The organism is Paenibacillus sp. FSL K6-2393, from assembly GCF_038002545.1.
In the GTDB taxonomy this organism is placed as follows: Bacteria; Bacillota; Bacilli; order Paenibacillales; family Paenibacillaceae; genus Paenibacillus.
On the sequence record NZ_JBBOCU010000001.1, the window covers coordinates 2,065,916 to 2,084,792 of the forward strand.

Below are 18,877 nucleotides of genomic sequence, written 5' to 3' on the forward strand. Positions count from 1 at the left end.
CCATATATGTAAGAAGGAAAAATAGTAGAGAGTGACAGGAGGCAATGCACATGTCCAGATTCGGTAAAAGACTGTTATCCATCGCTGTATTAATGTTGCTGGGTGTTCTGTTTGGAATGCAGCTGGCTGGCAGCAACTTTCATATGGGCAATCCATCGGGAGGCACGTCAACCGTTGTGACAACTGAGCCAACTTCATCGGTTACCGAATCTGTTCCGACTGCACCTGTCCAAAAGGAAATTAAAGAACCCCCATTTGTACCTGTTCAGTCACCAAGCCAAGTGCTTGGGGCAGATCAAAATAAGGCTCCGGTTGATGTGTTGGCAGACAAAACGGCTGGACTATTGCAAAATCTCTCACATAGTGGAATCAAGTGGGTGGTCTCTCTTTTTAGCGGCGTTGCTGAATAAAATACCATAATTTTAAGGTACAATATAACCTCTGGGAGTGCATGATAACACTTTATTATAAAGTTGAGACATCACGGGATTGATGCACTGTGCTTCAACTGTTATAATGAAGTGATTGACACTAGGCTGTTTCTGGGGGTAAGGAATGACTGACATTCGGGCAAGACAACGTAAAATTCGTAACTTTTCTATTATTGCACATATAGATCACGGCAAATCAACACTTGCGGACCGGATCTTGGAGCACACAGGTGCGCTCACTTCACGTGAAATGCAGGAACAAGTTCTGGATAAAATGGACCTTGAACGCGAACGTGGAATAACGATCAAGCTACAAGCAGTAGCCTTGACTTACAAAGCGGATGACGGTGAAGAGTATTTATTGAATCTGATTGATACACCGGGACACGTAGACTTCACATATGAAGTATCACGCAGTCTTGCTGCATGTGAAGGTGCTCTCCTGGTTGTGGATGCGGCTCAGGGAATTGAAGCCCAAACACTTGCCAACGTGTATCTGGCATTGGATAACAACCTTGAAATTTTACCGGTTATCAACAAAATTGACCTTCCAAGCGCTGATCCTGAACGGGTGAAGCAGGAAGTGGAAGATGTTATTGGTTTGGACACAAGTAATGCGGTTTTGGCTTCGGCCAAATCAGGAATCGGAATCAAAGAAATTTTGGAGCAAGTGGTGCAAAGTGTTCCGGCACCGACTGGTGATCCTGACCAGCCTTTGAAAGCGCTGATTTTTGACTCGCACTATGACCCGTACAAAGGTGTAATCGTATATGTACGTGTTGTTGATGGCAAAATTAAATCCGGTTCCAAAATCAAAATGATGGCAACAGGTAAATCATTTGAAGTCATTGAAGTTGGAGCGTTCAAACCTCGTATGACCATCGTGGACGAGCTGAACGTGGGGGATGTTGGATTTATCGTTGCAGGTATCCGGCATGTTGGCGATACACAAGTCGGGGATACGGTAACGGATGCCAAAAATCCAACACCGGAACCTTTGCCGGGTTATCGTAAAATTAACCCAATGGTGTATTGTGGTCTCTATCCGATCGAAACATCGGACTATGTTGATCTGCGTGAAGCGTTGGAGAAATTGCAGTTGAACGATGCGTCTCTGAGCTTTGAACCGGAAACATCCAGTGCACTCGGTTTTGGATTCCGTTGCGGATTCCTTGGACTGCTTCACATGGACGTTATCCAGGAGCGGATCGAGCGGGAGTTTAACATTCCGTTGATCACAACGGCACCAAGTGTAATCTATCACGTCACCTTAACCAATGGTGAAGTGATGAAAATCGACAACCCATCCAACTATCCTGAGGTGGGACGGATTGATTACGTCGAGGAACCGTACGTCAAGGCAGATATTATCGTACCAAATGATTATGTAGGTACCATTATGGAGTTGTGTCAGAATAAACGCGGTGAATATGTAAATATGGAATATTTGGACACAACCCGGGTTACCATTACCTATGAGATTCCGTTGTCCGAGATTGTATATGACTTCTTCGACCAGTTGAAATCCGGTACCAAAGGATATGCATCCCTGGATTATGAGTTGTCCGGTTACCGTCAGTCCAATCTGGCAAAAATGGATATTGTACTCAATGGCGAACAGGTGGATGCTCTGTCCTTCATCGTTCACCGTGACCGTGCCTATAACCGCGGACGCATTGTCTGTGAGAAACTGCGCGAGCTGATTCCACGGCAAATGTTCGAGGTGCCAATTCAGGCATCTGTGGGCACCAAGGTCGTTGCTCGTGAAACAGTAAAAGCCATGCGTAAAAACGTACTTGCCAAGTGTTATGGTGGTGACATCTCGCGGAAACGGAAACTGCTTGAGAAGCAGAAGGAAGGTAAGAAGCGGATGAAGCAAGTTGGTAACGTTGAGGTGCCACAAGAGGCATTCATGGCGGTACTGAAAATTGATGATTAAACAATCTAATTTGAGGTACAGCACAGAATATGTGTATTCAAATTAGATTAAAGAAAATTCATTTTCGGGTACAACACAGATTGTGTGTATCGAAATTGAATTGTAGGACGTTTGCTTGCAAACATGGTTACAACACAGAATATTAAATAACTAAGCTGAAAGGGAAGCCGGATGGCTTTCCTTTTTTCAAATAGAGGGGGACTTGCCATGACATTGGCAGCACACAGCCGGAAGACAGGTGCGCCCCAAGCGGTGTATCTTCACATTCCCTTTTGCACGAATAAATGTTTTTATTGCGACTTTAACTCCTACGTTCTGAAAGATCAGCCCGTGATGCAATATCTCGAAGCGCTAGAACGGGAGATGGAACATACAGTTAAGGCCAATCCACCGGGTGAGATCAAGACCATATTTGTAGGTGGGGGTACGCCAACAGCTCTGAAACCGGATGAGATGGCAGTATTTCTTCGTTCCGTGAAGACGTATTTCCCAAATTGGGCGGACGATATTGAATTTTCGATGGAAGCCAACCCGGGAACCACGGATGCGGAGAAGCTTGCTGCGATGAAAGAAGGCGGCGTCAACCGTGTCAGCTTTGGCGTGCAGGCGTTTCAGAATGATCTGCTGACAGGCATTGGCCGTATTCATAATACGGATGATGTATATCGCAGTTTGGAGAATGCTCGAAAAGCGGGATTGAATAACCTGTCCATTGACCTGATGTTTGGTTTGCCGAACCAGACTGTTGAAATGTTGAATGAGAGTATCGACAAAGCGCTGGAACTGGATCTGCCGCATTACTCCATCTACAGCCTGAAAGTGGAAGAGAATACACTTTTCCATACACTGTATCAGAAGAACCAGTTGCCACTTCCTCATGAAGATGACGAGCTGGAGATGTATCTTCTATTAATGAGACGTATGAAAGAAGCTGGTTATGGACAATACGAGATCAGTAACTTTGCCAAGCCGGGCTTTGAGAGTCGTCACAATATTACCTACTGGCGTAATGAGGACTACTATGGTCTGGGTGCAGGTGCGCATGGATATGTAGGCCGCGAACGGCATATGAATATTAAAGGTATAAATCCTTATGTTGAAGCTTCGCGTGCAGGACTGCCTCGTCTGGATCATTTTGAGATTGCTCGCCCTGAGGCCATGGAAGATTATCTGATGGTTGGACTAAGAATGTTGGAGGGGGCTTCGGCCTCACGTTTTAGCGAACAGTTCGGAGAGTCCATGGAAGAAGTGTTTGCGAAGCCTTTGGGCAAAATGTTGAACGCAGGGCTGCTTGAGCGGACGGCAGACGGCTTCCGACTGAGCGAGCAGGGTATCCTGTTCGGAAATGACGTTTTTGCGGAGTTTATCGGGTCCATATCGCTGAATTCATAGCTTGAAATTCTATACGCTCTGTTGTATATTTATTCATATTGATTTTACAGAGCGTGTTAATTTAACAACTACGAAGTCAGCTTTCCTCTGGAAAGCTTGGTAATAGGAGGAGAGCAGGATGTCGGTAATATGCAGAAAAGCCGTGTCGGAAGATGTTGAACCACTGTATGAAATGATTAAGGGCTATGCAGAGCGTGGGATCATGCTTCCGCGATCACGGGAAATACTGCACCGACAGCTGGAGCACTTTGTTGTAGCCGAAGTTGATGGTGAAGTGGTGGGTTGCGGATCGCTTTGTCGTCTGGGGAATGATTTGGTGGAAGTCAGATCACTCGGTATCTCGGAAGGACACAAAGGGCTCGGAATTGGCTCCCGATTGCTGGACCGACTGGTAGAAGAAGCGGAGAAACAACAGATTCCTAAGATTATGGCGTTGACATATGAAGTATCCTTCTTCCTCAAAAACGGCTTTGCCGTGGTGGAAAAAGAGATTTTCCCCGAGAAAGTATGGACCGACTGTGTTCATTGCAGCAAGCAGGATTGTTGCGATGAGATCGCGGTATTAAAAGAGCTTAACGTTTCAGCCTAACAACTAAATGGACTGCATGAATTGAGCCGAGTCAGCCTCTGCCCTACATGCAGTCCTTTTTTACTTCAAAGTATGTTCAATAAAGTTGTTAGGACTCGTCGACATTGGTCTATACTATAAATAGATGAGCCCACTCATCAAACTCACTTGACAATGTTCACGTCAGTTTGGTATTTTTGTATTACCGCTTAGCACTCATCTAACCGGAGTGCTAACGACATGGGACAGTACAGTCAGAAGGAGGGAATACTCACCATGTTAACAGAGCGTCAACGAATGATTCTGAACGCTATAGTGGATGACTATATCCGTTCAGCTGAGCCCGTAGGGTCCCGGAGCATTTCCAAAAGGGGAGATGTTGGATACAGTCCGGCGACGATCCGTAATGAAATGGCGGATCTCGAAGATATGGGCTTTCTGGAGCAGCCGCATACATCGGCTGGACGCATTCCATCCCATAAAGGCTATCGATATTATGTCGATCATTTGGTTCCTTGGAATCAGGTGGAGCCGCAGGAATTGGATGATCTGAAGTCGTTCTTCGCTGAAAAGTTGAATGTCATGGAACAAGTTATTCAACATGCATCCAATATTTTGTCACATATGACGAATTATACTTCGATCCTGCTTGGACCGGAAGTATTCCATACGTCCCTTCGCCACTTCCAATTGCTTCCGCTGAACGAAAGTGAAGCTGTGGCAATCATTGTGACCAATACCGGTCAGGTGGAGAACAAGACGGTCCAGATTCCTCCAGAAATCTCGGTAGCCGAGATGGAGAAAGTGGTTCGACTGTTGAACACCAAGCTGGTTGGTGTGCCAATTTACAAATTGAAATCCCGTCTCTATACTGAACTTGGGCAAGAGATGGAACGGCATATTACACGTTACGAGGAAGTTATGCAGGTGCTGAACAGTGCCTTTGACAACGAACATGATAATCGTCTGTTCCTCAGTGGTGCCACCAATATGTTGACTCAACCGGAGTTTAAAGATATCGAAAAGGTAAAAGATATTCTTGACCTGCTGGAAGAGACACCAACACTCATGAAATTGATGATGCCCGTGCCGGGTGGATCTGGTATTCAAGTGCGAATCGGCACTGAGAATGATCATGAAGCCTTTGCCAACTGCAGCCTGATTACAGCCTCCTATTCATTGGACGGTGAGGCTTTGGGTTCGATCGGTATTCTAGGACCCACGCGGATGGATTATGCACGTGTCATTCATATTCTAAATACACTATCCCGTGACTTGACGACGATGCTGACACATCGTTTCAAATAAGATTCGGGAATGAACCATTTCATTCGTATAAGGAGGTGAACATCTTGAAAGAGGAGCAATCATTTACAGAAGAACAAGAGGTAACAGCAGCTGAGCAGGAGCCTATTAATGAAGCTGGCGCTGCAGAAGCACAAGCTGAAGAGATGGCTGGTCAGGAGCAGGATGAGCTTGCACGTCTGAAGGCAGAAGCTGAGGAGCAACAGCAGCGTTATGTCCGTGCACAGGCTGATTTTGATAACTTCCGTCGTCGTACTCAGAAGGAAAAAGAAGAATTGGCTAAATACGCTTCGATGAAGCTGGTCACCGAACTGGTACCGGTTATTGATAACTTCGAGCGCGCCATGGCTACTGTACCGGAAGGAGCAGAGGTCGAATCTTTCTCCAAGGGCATCCAAATGATTTTCCGTCAATTGGAAACCGTGATGAATAACGAAGGTCTGACGGCAATGGAATCGGTAGGACAACCGTTCAATCCTGAATTCCACCAAGCTATTATGCAAGTGGAGAGCGACGAGTACGAAGAAGGTATCGTTGTTGAGGAAGTCCAAAAAGGCTACATGCTGAAAGATAAAGTGCTTCGTCCAGCTATGGTTAAAGTCAGCTCATAATTTCCTTATAGGAAGGAATGGGTCGGCTCCATAGTTGAACAATGTGGGCGAAGTTTAATATAAAGGTTTGTACACATAGAGCACGATTAGCAACATGAACATCTAAATAAGGGTCAGATCAGACCCATTCATTTTAAATTGTTGAGGGAGGAAATTTTCGGATGAGCAAAGTAATTGGTATTGACTTAGGAACAACAAACTCATGCGTAGCAGTAATGGAAGGCGGCGAGGCTGTCGTAATTCCAAATCCGGAGGGCGCACGTACAACTCCATCCGTAGTTGGTTTCAAAAAAGATGGAGAGCGCGTTGTTGGTGAAACTGCAAAACGTCAAGCGATCACCAATCCGGATCGTACCATCATGTCGATCAAACGTCACATGGGTACTTCCCACAAGGAAACAATTGATGGCAAAGACTACTCTGCACAAGAGATCTCTGCAATCATCCTGCAAAAATTGAAAACTGATGCTGAAGCTTATCTGGGTCAAACGGTAACTCAAGCAGTTATCACTGTACCTGCTTACTTCAATGACAGTCAGCGTCAAGCGACTAAAGATGCGGGTAAAATTGCAGGTTTGGAAGTTCTGCGTATCGTCAACGAGCCTACAGCAGCAGCTTTGGCATACGGTATGGAGAAATCCGAAGACCAAACGATTCTCGTATATGACCTGGGTGGCGGTACGTTCGACGTATCCATTCTTGAACTGGGTGACGGCTTCTTCGAAGTTAAAGCAACGAGCGGGGACAACCAACTGGGCGGGGATGACTTTGACCAAGTAATCATTGATTATCTCGTAAGTGAATTCAAAAAAGATCAAGGCATTGACTTGAGCAAAGATAAAGCAGCGGTTCAACGTTTGAAAGATGCAGCGGAAAAAGCGAAAAAAGAACTTTCCGGTGTATTGACTACAACGATCTCCTTGCCGTTCATCACGGTTGCTGATGGCGTTCCACAGCATTTGGAGTTGAACCTGAGCCGTGCGAAATTTGAAGAAATCTCTGCAGGTCTGGTTGAGCGTACGCTTGAACCAACTCGTCGTGCATTGAGCGATGCGGGTATGACAGCTAACGATATCGACAAGATCGTATTGGTTGGTGGTTCCACACGTATTCCTGCAGTCCAAGAAGCAATCAAAAAACTGACGGGTAAAGAGCCTCACAAAGGCGTTAACCCAGATGAAGTTGTAGCGTTGGGTGCTGCTGTACAAGCGGGCGTACTGACAGGTGACGTGAAAGACGTTGTATTGCTTGACGTAACTCCATTGTCCCTGGGTATCGAAACAGCGGGTGGCGTATTCACCAAAATGATCGAGCGTAACACAACGATCCCTACAAGCAAATCTCAAGTATTCTCCACATATGCAGACAATCAACCAAGCGTTGAGATTCATGTTCTGCAAGGTGAGCGTGAGATGGCAGCAGGTAACAAATCGCTTGGACGTTTCATGTTGGGTGATATTCCACCAGCTCCACGTGGCGTTCCACAGATCGAAGTTAGCTTCGATATTGATGCCAACGGTATCGTTAACGTATCTGCGACAGATAAAGGTACTAACAAAACTCAAAAAATCACAATCACTTCTTCCAGCGGTTTGAGCGATGCTGAAGTTGAGCAAATGATGAAAGATGCTGAGTTGCACGCTGAAGAAGATAAAAAGCGCAGAGAACTCGTTGAAGCGAAAAACAGTGCAGATCAATTGATCTACTCTGTTGACAAAACGATCAAAGATCTTGGCGAAAAAGCAGATGCTGGCGAAGTTGAAAAAGCGAATGCTGCCAAAGAAAAACTGCAAGGTGTTCTGGCTTCCGACAACCTGGAAGAGATCAAAGCTGCTACAGAAGAACTGACAGAGATCGTTCAACAACTGTCCGTGAAACTGTATGAGCAAGCTCAGGCGCAAGAGCAAGAAGCACAAGGTGCTGAAGAGCAACAAGGTTCCGCTAAACGTGATAACGTCGTAGACGCTGATTACGAAGTTGTGGATGAAGATAAAAAACAAAACTAATTCGTAGTTCTACGCGAATTAAACATCGGTGACGTTCGAATTAGAGGGAAAGTCATAGCCGGGGCTCCCGCGCTTTGGCTTTCCTTTTGTCACGATGTGCGATATGGTGAATGATATGGGGGTGGAAGAGTGGCTGAAAAGCGTGATTATTATGAGGTGCTTGGCGTTAGTAAAACGGCTAACGACGATGAAATTAAAAAGGCTTACCGTAAGCTTGCCCGTCAGTATCACCCTGACGTAAACAAGGCTGCTGATGCGGAAGCTAAATTTAAAGAAGTTAAAGAAGCTTACGACGTAGTGAGTGACGGTCAGAAGCGTGCACAATATGATCAATATGGTCATGTCGATCCGAATCAAGGTGGATTCGGTGGTGGCGGTGATTTTGGCGGCGGCGGATTTGGCGACATCTTCGACATGTTCTTTGGCGGCGGTGGCGGTGGACGACGTGATCCCAATGCTCCGCAACGGGGGAATGATCTGCAGTACACGATGACGATTGAGTTCAAGGAAGCTGTGTTCGGTAAAGAAACCGATATTACGATTCCGCGTACCGAAGGCTGTGATACCTGTCATGGTTCAGGTGCCAAACCTGGAACGAAACCGGAAACCTGCTCGGTCTGCCAAGGTAGCGGTCAGCAGGAAGTCGTGCAAAATACACCGTTTGGTCGAATGGTTAATCGTCGTGCATGTTCGAACTGTAGTGGTTCGGGCCAAATTATCAAAGAAAAATGTACAACGTGCAGTGGTAGCGGTAAAGTTCGCAAGCAACGCAAAATCCATGTCCGCATTCCAGCGGGTGTAGATGATGGCGCGCAACTGCGTATGACAGGTGAGGGCGAGGGAGGCCTGCGTGGCGGACCAGCGGGAGATCTGTATATTGTCATTCGCGTGAAATCACATGATTTCTTCGAGCGTGAAGGTGACGATATTTATTGCGAAATCCCACTTACCTTTGCTCAGGCAGCTCTGGGAGATGAAGTTGAAATCCCAACGCTGACCGAGAAAGTGAAGTTGAAAGTACCAGCTGGTACACAAACGGGAACGTATTTCCGACTCAAAGGCAAAGGCGTACCACGCCTGCGCGGTATGGGGCAAGGGGATCAGCATGTGAAAGTGGTTGTGGTTACACCTAGTAAGCTGAATGACGAGCAGAAAGATCTGCTTCGCCAAATTGCTGCGCTGGATGGAGAGCAAACACATGAGCATGAACAATCTTTCTTTGATAGAGTGAAACGTGCCTTCCGCGGCGACTGAGAATAATATATAGCAAGTCCAAAAGGACACCACAGCGGTTTTTACCGTAGGGTGTCCTTTTTTGTACGCCTTTTTTTAGTGTTTCAGTGATTTTGGCAAAATCCATGGATTTATGCTGTAAAGAACGACAGCAATTTGTGGGAGCATTTCGGTATATTCTGAGCGAACTTGCGGAAAGATAGCATGGCGAGAATGATATGCATAGCTGATATGCGAGAAATTAGGGAAGCAGGTGAAGCGGATGACCGAGAAAAATATTTTGGCGTACTTTCACAGCCCGGAGCAGGCTCAAGGAGCAGCCAAAAAACTGGAGGCATTGCGAGTGGAGGACCTGTCGATTAATCGATTCAGCCGATATGCGGGTGTAGGACCAAGCGGGGCTTCCTACAAGCCGGGCGTTTCCGGCAGTTTTTCATCATGGGTGCCCGATTCCATGCAAACAAATGCCAGTGCTGGAATCATGGCTGCGGCGGACCCTTCTGCAAGCGGCATGAGTGATGGTGGACAGGGTGGACCTACGGGAAGGGATGTATTACTAACGGTTATCGTAGATGAATCGGTACATCACCGCGCTATGTCTATAATCGAACAAGCCGGTGGAATGATCTAGTTTCAAGAAATATATATTTAGATCAACAATATAAGATTCAATCTAAACATTTACACAATAACGGAGAGGACAGAAAAAACCTGAAGAAGCGAAGCGTTCGCCTTTATCCCCGGATTTTCCCTTTGAAGAAGGGAATTAAAAAAAATCTGGGGATAACAGCGATCGGAAGGTTGTTCTGTCATCGGAGTGTCAGTGTAAATACGATTTAGTTGAACTTATACAATTTGAAGGAGGAGCATTACAATGGCAGAACATGAACGTCCAGGCAAGATTCTAACAAAAACGGAAAAGATGAAACGTATGCAATCCGCGAAAAATGAGGACGTGGAATTCAGCGCTGAAGCTGCGGATCATGAAGATATCGAAGCACTACGCCGCAGTGAAGCGGCTGATCGACGTCAGGGACGGGAGCTTCATGACTGAAGATCGCTCGGCAGTGACCCTCGAAGCTGTTTTTACAAGCTGGACTGAGGCGGAGTCTGCACGAAGAGCCCTGGAATTGTTGCACCCGAACCAATTAAGTATCGAGAGCCTTGGCAATGAAGCGTCTGCATTGGACTCAAACGATGTTAAGGGCTTCGATAATTCTCCTACAGCCGTCGTTGGAGGGTTTAGTGGCGAACTGAATGTACTTGCCCTGATTAGTGATGAAACGGAAATGCTGTCCAATGGTCAGGTGTATGATACACCCGAAGAGGATTCGGCAAACAGGCTAAAACAAGAAATTTTGCTGACCGTGTCCGTATCCAACGATTCGCTCCCGCAAGCCGCTGAGATGATCACGCAGAATGGTGGGCGTTTTTGCTAAGTGAGATTCGAATTATGCAAAATGCTGAAGTAAATGAAACAGATATGTATGAATAGATGACAGGATATTCGAGCAGTCAGGCTGCGGATATCCTGTTTTGTTTTTCTTTTACTGGTGCGGCTTTGTGCTCCGGCTAGCTTGTGTAGTACAATAGTTGGGATGTTTGAAAAATGAGGAGGAAAAACCAAGTATGTTATGGCATGAACTAACAATACATACCACAGAAGAAGCTGTGGAGATGATTTCGAATTTTTTACATGAAGCGGGTGCTGGAGGGGTTTCAATTGAAGAGTCCGGTACTTTAAATAAAAAACGGGACACGACATATGGTGAGTTATACGACGTTCCTTTGAATGATATTCCGGAAGGCTTTGCGGTAATCAAAGGGTACTTCTCCGAAGGTACGGACATGGATGCACTACAGTCAGAAGTTAATCCGAGAATCGAGGAACTCTCCGAATTCGGAATTGATACAGGTGAGGTTCGTTATGAGACGCGTACAGTGGATGAAAATGACTGGGCAACAGCCTGGAAACAATATTTCAAGCCGGTACGTGTATCGGAACGTCTGACGATCAAGCCAACGTGGGAAGAGTATACGCCAGAAAGTCCGGATGAGAAAATTATTGAGCTTGACCCAGGCATGGCTTTTGGAACAGGAACACATCCAACGACCTCCCTCTGCTTGCGTACACTGGAAACGGTTGTTCAGGGCGGCGAGGAAGTTATTGACGTAGGTACAGGTTCTGGTATTTTGGCTATAGGAGCGATAAAACTTGGCGCAAAACATGTACTGGCGCTTGATCTTGATCCGGTTGCGGTAATCAGTGCCAGGGAGAATGTGGAACTGAATGGGCTGGAGCAACAAATTACGGTTAAAGAGAGTGATCTGTTGTCTGTCCTCGGGAGTCAGGACCCTGCACTTGGTGTACAACTACCGGTTAAGGTTGTCGTGGCGAACATTCTGGCTGAAATCATTTTGTTGTTCGTAGACGATGTCTATAATGCGCTTGAGTCTGGTGGGACCTATATTGTATCAGGCATTTGGAAGAACAAAGAGCAGGTTGTACATGATGCACTGGTAGCCTCCGGGTTTGAAGTGAGTGCGATCCATCGTGATGAGGATTGGCTGGCGTTTGTAGCCAGAAAGGGGTAACGTATGGACTTTTGGAATTCGTTCTTTCGTTATCCGATCGATCAGCTTCCGTTTTTCCTGCTGACTATCCTGATCGCATTTACGGTGCATGAATTCTCGCATGCGTATTTTGCCAACAAATTCGGTGATCCAACAGCCAAGCTGTTGGGTCGGGTCACACTGAATCCGGTTGTACACTTTGACTTGTTTGGTGTGCTGTTGCTCATTATTGCCGGCTTTGGTTGGGCACGCCCAGTTCCGGTTAATCGGGCTAACTTCGACAAACCTAGATTGATGGGCATCATCGTATCCGCAGCAGGGCCTCTGAGTAATCTATTGCTCGCGATCATCGGTACAATCATCTATGCTTCACTGGTTGGTTCGGGAGCACTCGGCGGTATTGATAATGAGCGCCTGCTGACAGCAATTACAACGTTCTTCGCTATCTTTAACTTAACCAACTTTTTCCTGTTCCTGTTTAACTTGATTCCGTTGCCCCCACTGGATGGTTATCGGATTCTGGAAGATGTAGTGCCACCTTCAATCAGTCGCAAGCTGCAAGGGGTGGAGCAATGGTCTATTTTTATCTTCCTGTTGATTCTTGTTATACCTCCGTTGCAAAATGTGACGATTCAACCTTTGTATGTGTTTGCGCAAACGATGTATGTGGATCTGGCAAAGCTGGTTATTGAATTATATCGCTAATAGCGTAGCGTGTTTTGGGCTGATATACTGGTCAGAAACACGTAAAAGTTGTATGATCATCTGTGGCGATTGGATTCACGCCTGCCAGCAGGCGGGGTGAATTCCAGTCATAACAGGACAGAATGGGTGGATTGACTAATGCAGCGATATTTTGTATCTGCAGAACAGTTTAATGAACACGCTGTGATCATCACAGGTGATGATGCACGCCATATCGGCAAGGTCATGCGTGGTAAACCTGGAGATAAACTGATTGTCAGTGACGGAAACTCCAGAGAAGCACTCGTGGAAATTGAGACTATTGAAGTTGGCCAAGTGACAGCCAGTATTGTCGAACCTCTTGAGATGGACCATGAAGCACGGATTCGTGTAACCGTGGCACAGAGTTTGCCCAAGGGCGACAAGATGGAAACAGTCATCCAGAGATGTACTGAGATTGGGGCGGTATCATTTGTACCCTTCCTGTCAGAACGTACGATTGTGCAATATGATGCCAAGAAAGAAGGCAAACGGTTGGAGCGCTGGCGGAAAATCGCCAAGGAAGCTGCCGAACAGAGTCACCGGAATCGTATTCCATCTGTCGAGCAGCCGCTTTCCTGGAAAGGGCTGTTATCTTCTTTTGAGGGCTATAGCCTGGTATGTTATTGTTATGAGAAAGAAAACGGTAAACAGCTGAGAGATGCATTGAAGCCGTTTATAGAGCAGCTTGCACCTGATGCAAGTGCAGAAGTTTTGATCGTGGTTGGACCGGAAGGTGGATTTTCTGAGAAGGAGACGGCAGAGGCTGATCAGGCAGGTGCTGTATCTGTTGGACTGGGCAAACGCATTTTGCGTGCTGAGACAGCTGGAATGGCAGCACTAACTTGCGTGTTATATGAATCCGGAGAAATGGGAGGAATGTAATTATGCCATCCGTGGCGTTTTACACCTTAGGCTGCAAAGTTAATTTCTATGATACAGAGGCGATTTGGCAATTGTTCAAAAACGAAGGTTACGATCAAGTGGACTTTGATGAACAGACAGCGGATGTATACTTGATTAATACTTGTACAGTAACCAATACCGGCGACAAAAAGAGCCGTCAAATTATTCGTCGTGCCATTCGGCGCAACCCGGAGGCGATTGTGGCCGTTACAGGCTGCTACGCGCAGACTTCTCCGGCAGAGATTCTGGACATCCCAGGGGTGGATCTGGTTATCGGTACACAGGACCGTGACAAGATTTTGCCATATGTTAATGAAATTCAGGAGTCCCGTCAACCCGTTAATGCGGTGCGTAATATTATGAAAACCCGTGTGTTTGAAGAAATGGATGTACCTGATTTTGCTGACCGCACCCGCGCATTCCTGAAAATTCAGGATGGATGCAATAACTTTTGCACGTTCTGCATCATTCCGTGGTCTCGTGGTCTCTCACGTAGTCGGGAAGCAAACAGCATTATTCAACAGGCACATCAACTCGTACACGCCGGATACAAGGAGATTGTTCTGACCGGTATTCATACAGGTGGGTATGGCGATGACATGGAGAACTATGATCTGACCGATCTGCTGTGGGATTTGGATAAGGTAGAGGGTTTGGAGCGTATTCGAATCAGCTCGATTGAAGCCAGTCAGATTGACGACCGTATGCTCGACGTGATCAAACGTTCAGACAAACTTGTTCGTCACTTCCATATTCCGCTGCAAGCGGGTGATGATACGGTGTTGAAACGCATGCGCCGCAAATATACGACAGAAGAGTTTTACAACAAGATGCTTCGCATTCGGGAAGCAATGCCGGATGTAGCGATTACAACAGACATCATTGTTGGATTTCCAGGTGAGACGGATGAGATGTACCGTAATGGCTATGAGTTGATGCGGAAGATCGGTTTTTCTGAAATGCACGTATTCCCTTATTCCAAGCGTACGGGTACCCCAGCAGCACGAATGGAAGATCAGGTGGACGAAGAGGTCAAAAATGCACGTGTGCATGAACTGATTGACTTGTCTGAGCAGATGCAGCTGGAGTACGCTGAGCAGTTTGTTGGACAGGTACTGGATGTTATTCCCGAAGGTGAAGCCAAAGGCCGCGAGGGAAGTGGCAAGCTGCACGGTTATAGCGACAACTACATTCAACTGGTCTTTGACGGAACCATGGATATGGTCGGTAAAGTGTGCCGAGTCAAAGTGGTTGAAGCCGGCGTCAACGAGAGTCAGGCTACGCTGGTACGTGTGTTGGAAGAGAATCTTAAGTCCGCCGCGATGTAATCGAGGCGTCAGAAACAAGGATTTCATTTCCTTGGGGAGCTTACCCGGGGAGATGAGGTCCTTCTTTTGCAAAAAAATAAGATAAAGATATCGAAGTTGATGGGGGAGAGCATGATGAACAAAAAAGAAATTTCAGCAGGCGGAGTTGTTTATAGAACAGGGGAAGACGGACGTCTTCAAATTCAGCTTATCGTAGATCGTTATGGTAAAACAACTCTCGCCAAGGGCAAAATGGAAGAGGGAGAAACAATCGAACAGACGGCACTGCGCGAGATTTTGGAAGAGACAGGTATGGTGGGCCGCATTGTAGAGCCGGTTGATATTATTGCTTACACGTACCAACATGCAGATTTTGGCCCGGTGGACAAGGAAGTTCATTATTATCTCGTTGAAGCCGAGAGTGGAGATCTGCAGCCTCAGATTGAAGAAATCAAGGGTGTGGATTGGTATGCTCCGGAAGAAGCATGGTCCAGACAGCAGCAGAACGGATATGATAATAACGATGATATCTTGCGTGTAGCCCTGAACAAGTTAGGCATTAACGTATAACGCATTATTGTTCTAGATCGAGTCAGTTAGCCGCGCGTTCTGTAGGTCTGGATAGGCAGATCATCAAGCCACGGGTGACTTCGCCGCAGGGGCGTGGACCGGTGGTTTTTTGTGCCAAATCGGCAAGTAACAGAATGGCAAAGCAAGCAGTGAACTGGTGATGTTAAAAAGGGTCTGGGCATGCGCAATTTGTGCCCCGTAGTCCGCTGACAGCCAGGCCGAAGCTTCATGCAGCTGGCCGATCAGCGGCATAAACAGCAGCGCTCCCGCAATGTTTAATACAACATGGGAGGCTGCGACAAATTTGCCTGCGGATGCTCCGCCCGCGGCAGCAATCACAGCGGTGATGCAGGTCCCCACATTGGACCCGATCACAATGGCGATGCCGATCTCCACAGGTAATACCCCTGTGGCTGCGAGCGTAATCGCCATGCTAATGACAGCTGCGCTGCTGTGAATGAGCGCTGTCAGACAGGCACCTGCCAGGAAGCCCCACCACAAGCTGTCGGCCGAGCGGTCGAGAAACCATTGAAATACGCCCATGCTCCGCAAGGGTAAGGCAATGGATTGCATTACCTGAATACCTGTCATAACAAGTGCAAATCCTGCGGCTGCGAGGAAGCTGTACTGGATGTTAAACAGAGTCTGGCGCGTGCGTTCAGGAGCGGCCAGATTGCGTTCACCAAGAACAACAAACATGGCCCAGCCCGTTAGCGACAGGACGAGTAGCGGCAGGGAAGCACGTCCAATCTGCAGCCCCACCAGCTCTGTTGTCAGGCATGTCCCTATGTTGGTGCCGAGGATGATGCCGAGTGTGCGTCCATAGGTAATTAATCTGGCATTAGCCAGTCCAATGGTGAGCACGGTGACCGCAGTACTGCTCTGTAACAAGGCCGTTGCGCCCGCACTGAAGGCCATACCTTTCCATGGAGCAGAGGTAGCGCGATTGAGCCAACCTGCCAACATGGGCCCTGCCATACGTTGCAAGGCCGTCTCCATCAGTTTCATGCCACCAAAAAAGATAATAAGCCCATAGAGTAGGGGCAATATCACATCTCTAAACATAGAAACATCATTCCTTCCGTCCGGGTTCCTTAACTCATCCTATGAGTAAGAAAAGACAACCATGACAAGCCTAAAGGAATTCAGAGGGAAGCGACCTAAATTACCCCACCCTAATTCGAAAGATACAGTGGTTCGTGCAAACGTAGTGGAGGGGACGAATCTAATCTGCGGAAGCAAGCCGCACATGTGTTGCGGTTATTTCAGACTTTTTTAGTAGGGAAGTCCAAAAAAAGAATAAAAACGCTCAAAACCAATCCGTAACCGTAAAGTCATTTAAATAAAGTGACCGTAGTAACAATTCGTCACTGAAGCATCTTAACTGTCGCACCCCAATTCGAAAGATACGGTGATTCGTGCAAGCGTAGTGGAGGGGGCGAAATCGAATCTGAAGAAGCGAAGCGTGCGCCTTTGTCTCCGGATTTTCCCTTTAAGAAAGGGAATCAAAAAAATCTGGAGACAACAGCGATCAGAAGATCGATTCGTAACCGGAACGTCACTTAACTGCCGCACCCCAATTCGAAAGATACGGTGATTCGTGCAAACGTAGTGGAGGGGACGAAATCGAATCTGAAGAAGCGAAGCGTGCGCCTTTGTCTCCGGATTTTCCCTTTAAAAAAGGGAATCAAAAAAATCTGGAGACAACAGCGATCGGAAGATCGATTCGTAACCGAAACGCCACCTACGCGCCTCACCAAACCTATCTTTTTAACTAACTATGAAAGAAGTGGATCTACCTTGCCATCAGTTACACTCGAACGCAGTCGCAAAAAGCGGCTTGAACATGCCCATCCATGGATATTTAACAATGAAATTGCCTCTGTTGACGGAAACCCGGAGCCGGGAGATCTGGTCAATGTATTGAATCATCAAGGTCGCTATCTGGCGACAGGATATTACAATCCTGCATCTCAGATCACTGTAAGGGTTGTAGCTTATCAACCCTTGGAGTCCGAACAGATGGATACGGCGTTTTTTGCAGCGCGTTTCCGCGATTGCTTGCGTCACCGGGAACGTTTTATCCAGGATGGAGAGGCATACCGTCTCGTTTACGGCGAAGCTGATTTTCTGCCAGGCTTGATCGTTGACCGGTTCGGCAGCATCCTCGTTGTACAGTTGCTTACACTTGGCATGGATCGTTGCCGTGAAGCCATCGTACAGGCACTCATTGAAGTAATGCAGCCAGAAGGCATATATGAGCGCAGTGATGTCTCGATTCGTGAACTGGAAGGTTTGGAGCAGACCAAAGGTCCGCTGTACGGAGATTGCCCACGACATGTCACCGTTACAGAAAATGGACTACTCATTAAAGTGGACATCGTGGAAGGGCAGAAGACAGGTTACTTCTTCGACCAACGCGAAAATCGTGCAGCGATCGAACCGCTCATGAAGGGGTGGGGCTACAAGAGTGGAATCACACTCCAAACTACCGAGCAGGATGGCACAGAGCAGCGCTTGCCTGTGAATAAAAGCGGTAAGATAGTTACATTCCCTTATTGGGATGGTGCCACCGTACTGGAGTGTTTCTCACACACAGGCAGCTTCACGTTAAATGCTTGCAAGTATGGAGCCAAAAAAGTGACTTGTCTTGATATTTCGGAGCATGCCATTGAGAGTGCACGAACAAATGTGGAGCTGAACGGTTTCACCGACCGGGTCGAATTCGTGGTTGCTGATGCATTCCAGTACTTGCGTGAACAAGTGAAAGGACTGGATGAACGTACCGCACGTGCACGTGCAGGCGAACAGAAAGTGGATACATCCAAAGCGCTGGCAGCTGGCGGTAAAACATTTGATGTCGTCATCCTCGATCCTCCTGCATTTGCCAAAACGAAATCAGCAGTTAAAGGTGCATGCCGTGGATATAAAGATATCAACCTGCAAGGAATGAAACTGGTTAATGAGGGCGGATATTTGGTAACAGCCAGCTGTTCGTATCACATGCGTCCAGATCTCTTCCTAGATACGATTGCCGATGCAGCGGAAGATGCAGGCAAAGTGCTTCGTTTGATCGACTGGAAAGCAGCCGGTAAGGATCACCCGCAAATTTTGGGCGTGGATGAAGGACATTACCTGAAATTTGCTATTTTCGAAGTGCGTAGTAAAAAGAATTAATTGTATGAATTCCCTTCTAATTTAACTGTATAGATTGGACTAAACATCTACACGAGAACGTAGAGGACAGAAATAACCTGAAGAAGCGGAGCTAAAAGCTTTCTGAAGGAAAGCTGCTTCGGAAGCATAATCTTT

At 46.9% G+C, this 18,877-nt stretch carries 18 protein-coding genes; 17 read left to right on the plus strand and 1 reads right to left on the minus strand.

Going from position 1 to position 18,877, the window contains the following annotated elements; genetic code table 11:
• Positions 1–50: 50 nt before the first annotated feature.
• From MHI14_RS09045 to MHI14_RS09120, 16 genes are all read left to right on the plus strand, one after another.
• Entirely contained in the window at positions 51–410 is a 360-nt protein-coding gene (locus tag MHI14_RS09045; protein ID WP_076211674.1) for a hypothetical protein, read from the plus strand.
• Between the two features lie 145 nt (positions 411–555).
• Positions 556–2,370, plus strand: a complete 1,815-nt coding sequence (lepA, locus tag MHI14_RS09050) for a translation elongation factor 4 (RefSeq protein WP_076332291.1) — start codon at positions 556–558, stop codon at positions 2,368–2,370.
• Positions 2,371–2,577: 207 nt separating this feature from the next.
• Entirely contained in the window at positions 2,578–3,762 is a 1,185-nt protein-coding gene (gene hemW / locus MHI14_RS09055) for a radical SAM family heme chaperone HemW (protein WP_036668565.1), read from the plus strand.
• Between the two features lie 118 nt (positions 3,763–3,880).
• Positions 3,881–4,351 carry an N-acetyltransferase gene (locus MHI14_RS09060; protein WP_341130208.1) on the plus strand — a complete coding sequence of 157 codons (471 nt, stop codon included), beginning with the start codon at positions 3,881–3,883 and terminating at the stop codon, positions 4,349–4,351.
• A gap of 255 nt (positions 4,352–4,606) precedes the next feature.
• Positions 4,607–5,638: a heat-inducible transcriptional repressor HrcA gene (gene hrcA / locus MHI14_RS09065; protein ID WP_339297512.1), complete on the plus strand. Its 1,032-nt coding sequence runs from the start codon at positions 4,607–4,609 to the stop codon at positions 5,636–5,638.
• Positions 5,639–5,673: 35 nt separating this feature from the next.
• Positions 5,674–6,246, plus strand: coding sequence for a nucleotide exchange factor GrpE (gene grpE, locus MHI14_RS09070; RefSeq protein ID WP_133385571.1), 573 nt, complete (start codon positions 5,674–5,676; stop codon positions 6,244–6,246).
• A gap of 161 nt (positions 6,247–6,407) precedes the next feature.
• Positions 6,408–8,252: a molecular chaperone DnaK gene (gene dnaK / locus MHI14_RS09075; protein WP_249912132.1), complete on the plus strand. Its 1,845-nt coding sequence runs from the start codon at positions 6,408–6,410 to the stop codon at positions 8,250–8,252.
• Positions 8,253–8,381: 129 nt separating this feature from the next.
• Complete coding sequence (gene dnaJ / locus MHI14_RS09080; RefSeq protein WP_062835521.1) at positions 8,382–9,506, plus strand: molecular chaperone DnaJ; 1,125 nt, start codon at positions 8,382–8,384, stop codon at positions 9,504–9,506.
• Between the two features lie 241 nt (positions 9,507–9,747).
• Positions 9,748–10,116 carry a hypothetical protein gene (locus MHI14_RS09085; RefSeq protein ID WP_017687219.1) on the plus strand — a complete coding sequence of 123 codons (369 nt, stop codon included), beginning with the start codon at positions 9,748–9,750 and terminating at the stop codon, positions 10,114–10,116.
• Between the two features lie 243 nt (positions 10,117–10,359).
• Complete coding sequence (locus tag MHI14_RS09090) at positions 10,360–10,539, plus strand: YfhD family protein (RefSeq protein WP_017687220.1); 180 nt, start codon at positions 10,360–10,362, stop codon at positions 10,537–10,539.
• A complete protein-coding gene (locus tag MHI14_RS09095; protein WP_341130209.1) occupies positions 10,532–10,924 on the plus strand; it encodes a hypothetical protein in 393 nt (130 codons plus the stop codon). Before MHI14_RS09090 ends, MHI14_RS09095 begins: the two co-directional genes overlap by 8 nt.
• 190 nt (positions 10,925–11,114) lie before the next feature.
• The gene (prmA, locus tag MHI14_RS09100; protein WP_249912133.1) at positions 11,115–12,080 is read left to right on the plus strand and encodes a 50S ribosomal protein L11 methyltransferase; all 966 of its coding nucleotides are present in this window, start codon (positions 11,115–11,117) and stop codon (positions 12,078–12,080) included.
• A 3-nt stretch (positions 12,081–12,083) separates the two neighbouring features.
• Positions 12,084–12,764, plus strand: coding sequence for a site-2 protease family protein (locus MHI14_RS09105; RefSeq protein ID WP_341130210.1), 681 nt, complete (start codon positions 12,084–12,086; stop codon positions 12,762–12,764).
• Positions 12,765–12,902: 138 nt separating this feature from the next.
• Positions 12,903–13,667, plus strand: a complete 765-nt coding sequence (locus MHI14_RS09110) for an RsmE family RNA methyltransferase (protein WP_341130211.1) — start codon at positions 12,903–12,905, stop codon at positions 13,665–13,667.
• A 2-nt stretch (positions 13,668–13,669) separates the two neighbouring features.
• Complete coding sequence (mtaB, locus tag MHI14_RS09115; protein ID WP_047843791.1) at positions 13,670–15,016, plus strand: tRNA (N(6)-L-threonylcarbamoyladenosine(37)-C(2))-methylthiotransferase MtaB; 1,347 nt, start codon at positions 13,670–13,672, stop codon at positions 15,014–15,016.
• Between the two features lie 111 nt (positions 15,017–15,127).
• Entirely contained in the window at positions 15,128–15,565 is a 438-nt protein-coding gene (locus MHI14_RS09120; protein ID WP_133385566.1) for an NUDIX hydrolase, read from the plus strand.
• 63 nt (positions 15,566–15,628) lie between these two features.
• On the opposite strand, the gene MHI14_RS09125 is transcribed toward MHI14_RS09120, so the two are convergent.
• Positions 15,629–16,630 carry a Na/Pi cotransporter family protein gene (locus MHI14_RS09125; RefSeq protein WP_341130212.1) on the minus strand — a complete coding sequence of 334 codons (1,002 nt, stop codon included), beginning with the start codon at positions 16,628–16,630 and terminating at the stop codon, positions 15,629–15,631.
• A 735-nt stretch (positions 16,631–17,365) separates the two neighbouring features.
• On the opposite strand from MHI14_RS09125, the gene MHI14_RS09130 reads away from it, so the two are divergent.
• Positions 17,366–18,742 carry a class I SAM-dependent rRNA methyltransferase gene (locus tag MHI14_RS09130; RefSeq protein ID WP_341130213.1) on the plus strand — a complete coding sequence of 459 codons (1,377 nt, stop codon included), beginning with the start codon at positions 17,366–17,368 and terminating at the stop codon, positions 18,740–18,742.
• Positions 18,743–18,877: the final 135 nt, after the last annotated feature.

Excerpts from the sequence above, each read along its gene's own strand:
- MHI14_RS09045 (WP_076211674.1), top strand. The coding sequence starts at position 51 with ATGTCCAGATTCGGTAAAAGACTGTTATCCATCGCTGTATTAATGTTG.
- lepA (WP_076332291.1), top strand. The coding sequence starts at position 556 with ATGACTGACATTCGGGCAAGACAACGTAAAATTCGTAACTTTTCTATT.
- hemW (WP_036668565.1), top strand. The coding sequence starts at position 2,578 with ATGACATTGGCAGCACACAGCCGGAAGACAGGTGCGCCCCAAGCGGTG.
- MHI14_RS09060 (WP_341130208.1), top strand. The coding sequence starts at position 3,881 with ATGTCGGTAATATGCAGAAAAGCCGTGTCGGAAGATGTTGAACCACTG.
- hrcA (WP_339297512.1), top strand. The coding sequence starts at position 4,607 with ATGTTAACAGAGCGTCAACGAATGATTCTGAACGCTATAGTGGATGAC.
- dnaK (WP_249912132.1), top strand. The coding sequence starts at position 6,408 with ATGAGCAAAGTAATTGGTATTGACTTAGGAACAACAAACTCATGCGTA.
- MHI14_RS09085 (WP_017687219.1), top strand. The coding sequence starts at position 9,748 with ATGACCGAGAAAAATATTTTGGCGTACTTTCACAGCCCGGAGCAGGCT.
- MHI14_RS09090 (WP_017687220.1), top strand. The coding sequence starts at position 10,360 with ATGGCAGAACATGAACGTCCAGGCAAGATTCTAACAAAAACGGAAAAG.
- MHI14_RS09095 (WP_341130209.1), top strand. The coding sequence starts at position 10,532 with ATGACTGAAGATCGCTCGGCAGTGACCCTCGAAGCTGTTTTTACAAGC.
- prmA (WP_249912133.1), top strand. The coding sequence starts at position 11,115 with ATGTTATGGCATGAACTAACAATACATACCACAGAAGAAGCTGTGGAG.
- MHI14_RS09105 (WP_341130210.1), top strand. The coding sequence starts at position 12,084 with ATGGACTTTTGGAATTCGTTCTTTCGTTATCCGATCGATCAGCTTCCG.
- MHI14_RS09110 (WP_341130211.1), top strand. The coding sequence starts at position 12,903 with ATGCAGCGATATTTTGTATCTGCAGAACAGTTTAATGAACACGCTGTG.
- mtaB (WP_047843791.1), top strand. The coding sequence starts at position 13,670 with ATGCCATCCGTGGCGTTTTACACCTTAGGCTGCAAAGTTAATTTCTAT.
- MHI14_RS09120 (WP_133385566.1), top strand. The coding sequence starts at position 15,128 with ATGATGAACAAAAAAGAAATTTCAGCAGGCGGAGTTGTTTATAGAACA.
- MHI14_RS09125 (WP_341130212.1), bottom strand. The coding sequence starts at position 16,630 with ATGTTTAGAGATGTGATATTGCCCCTACTCTATGGGCTTATTATCTTT.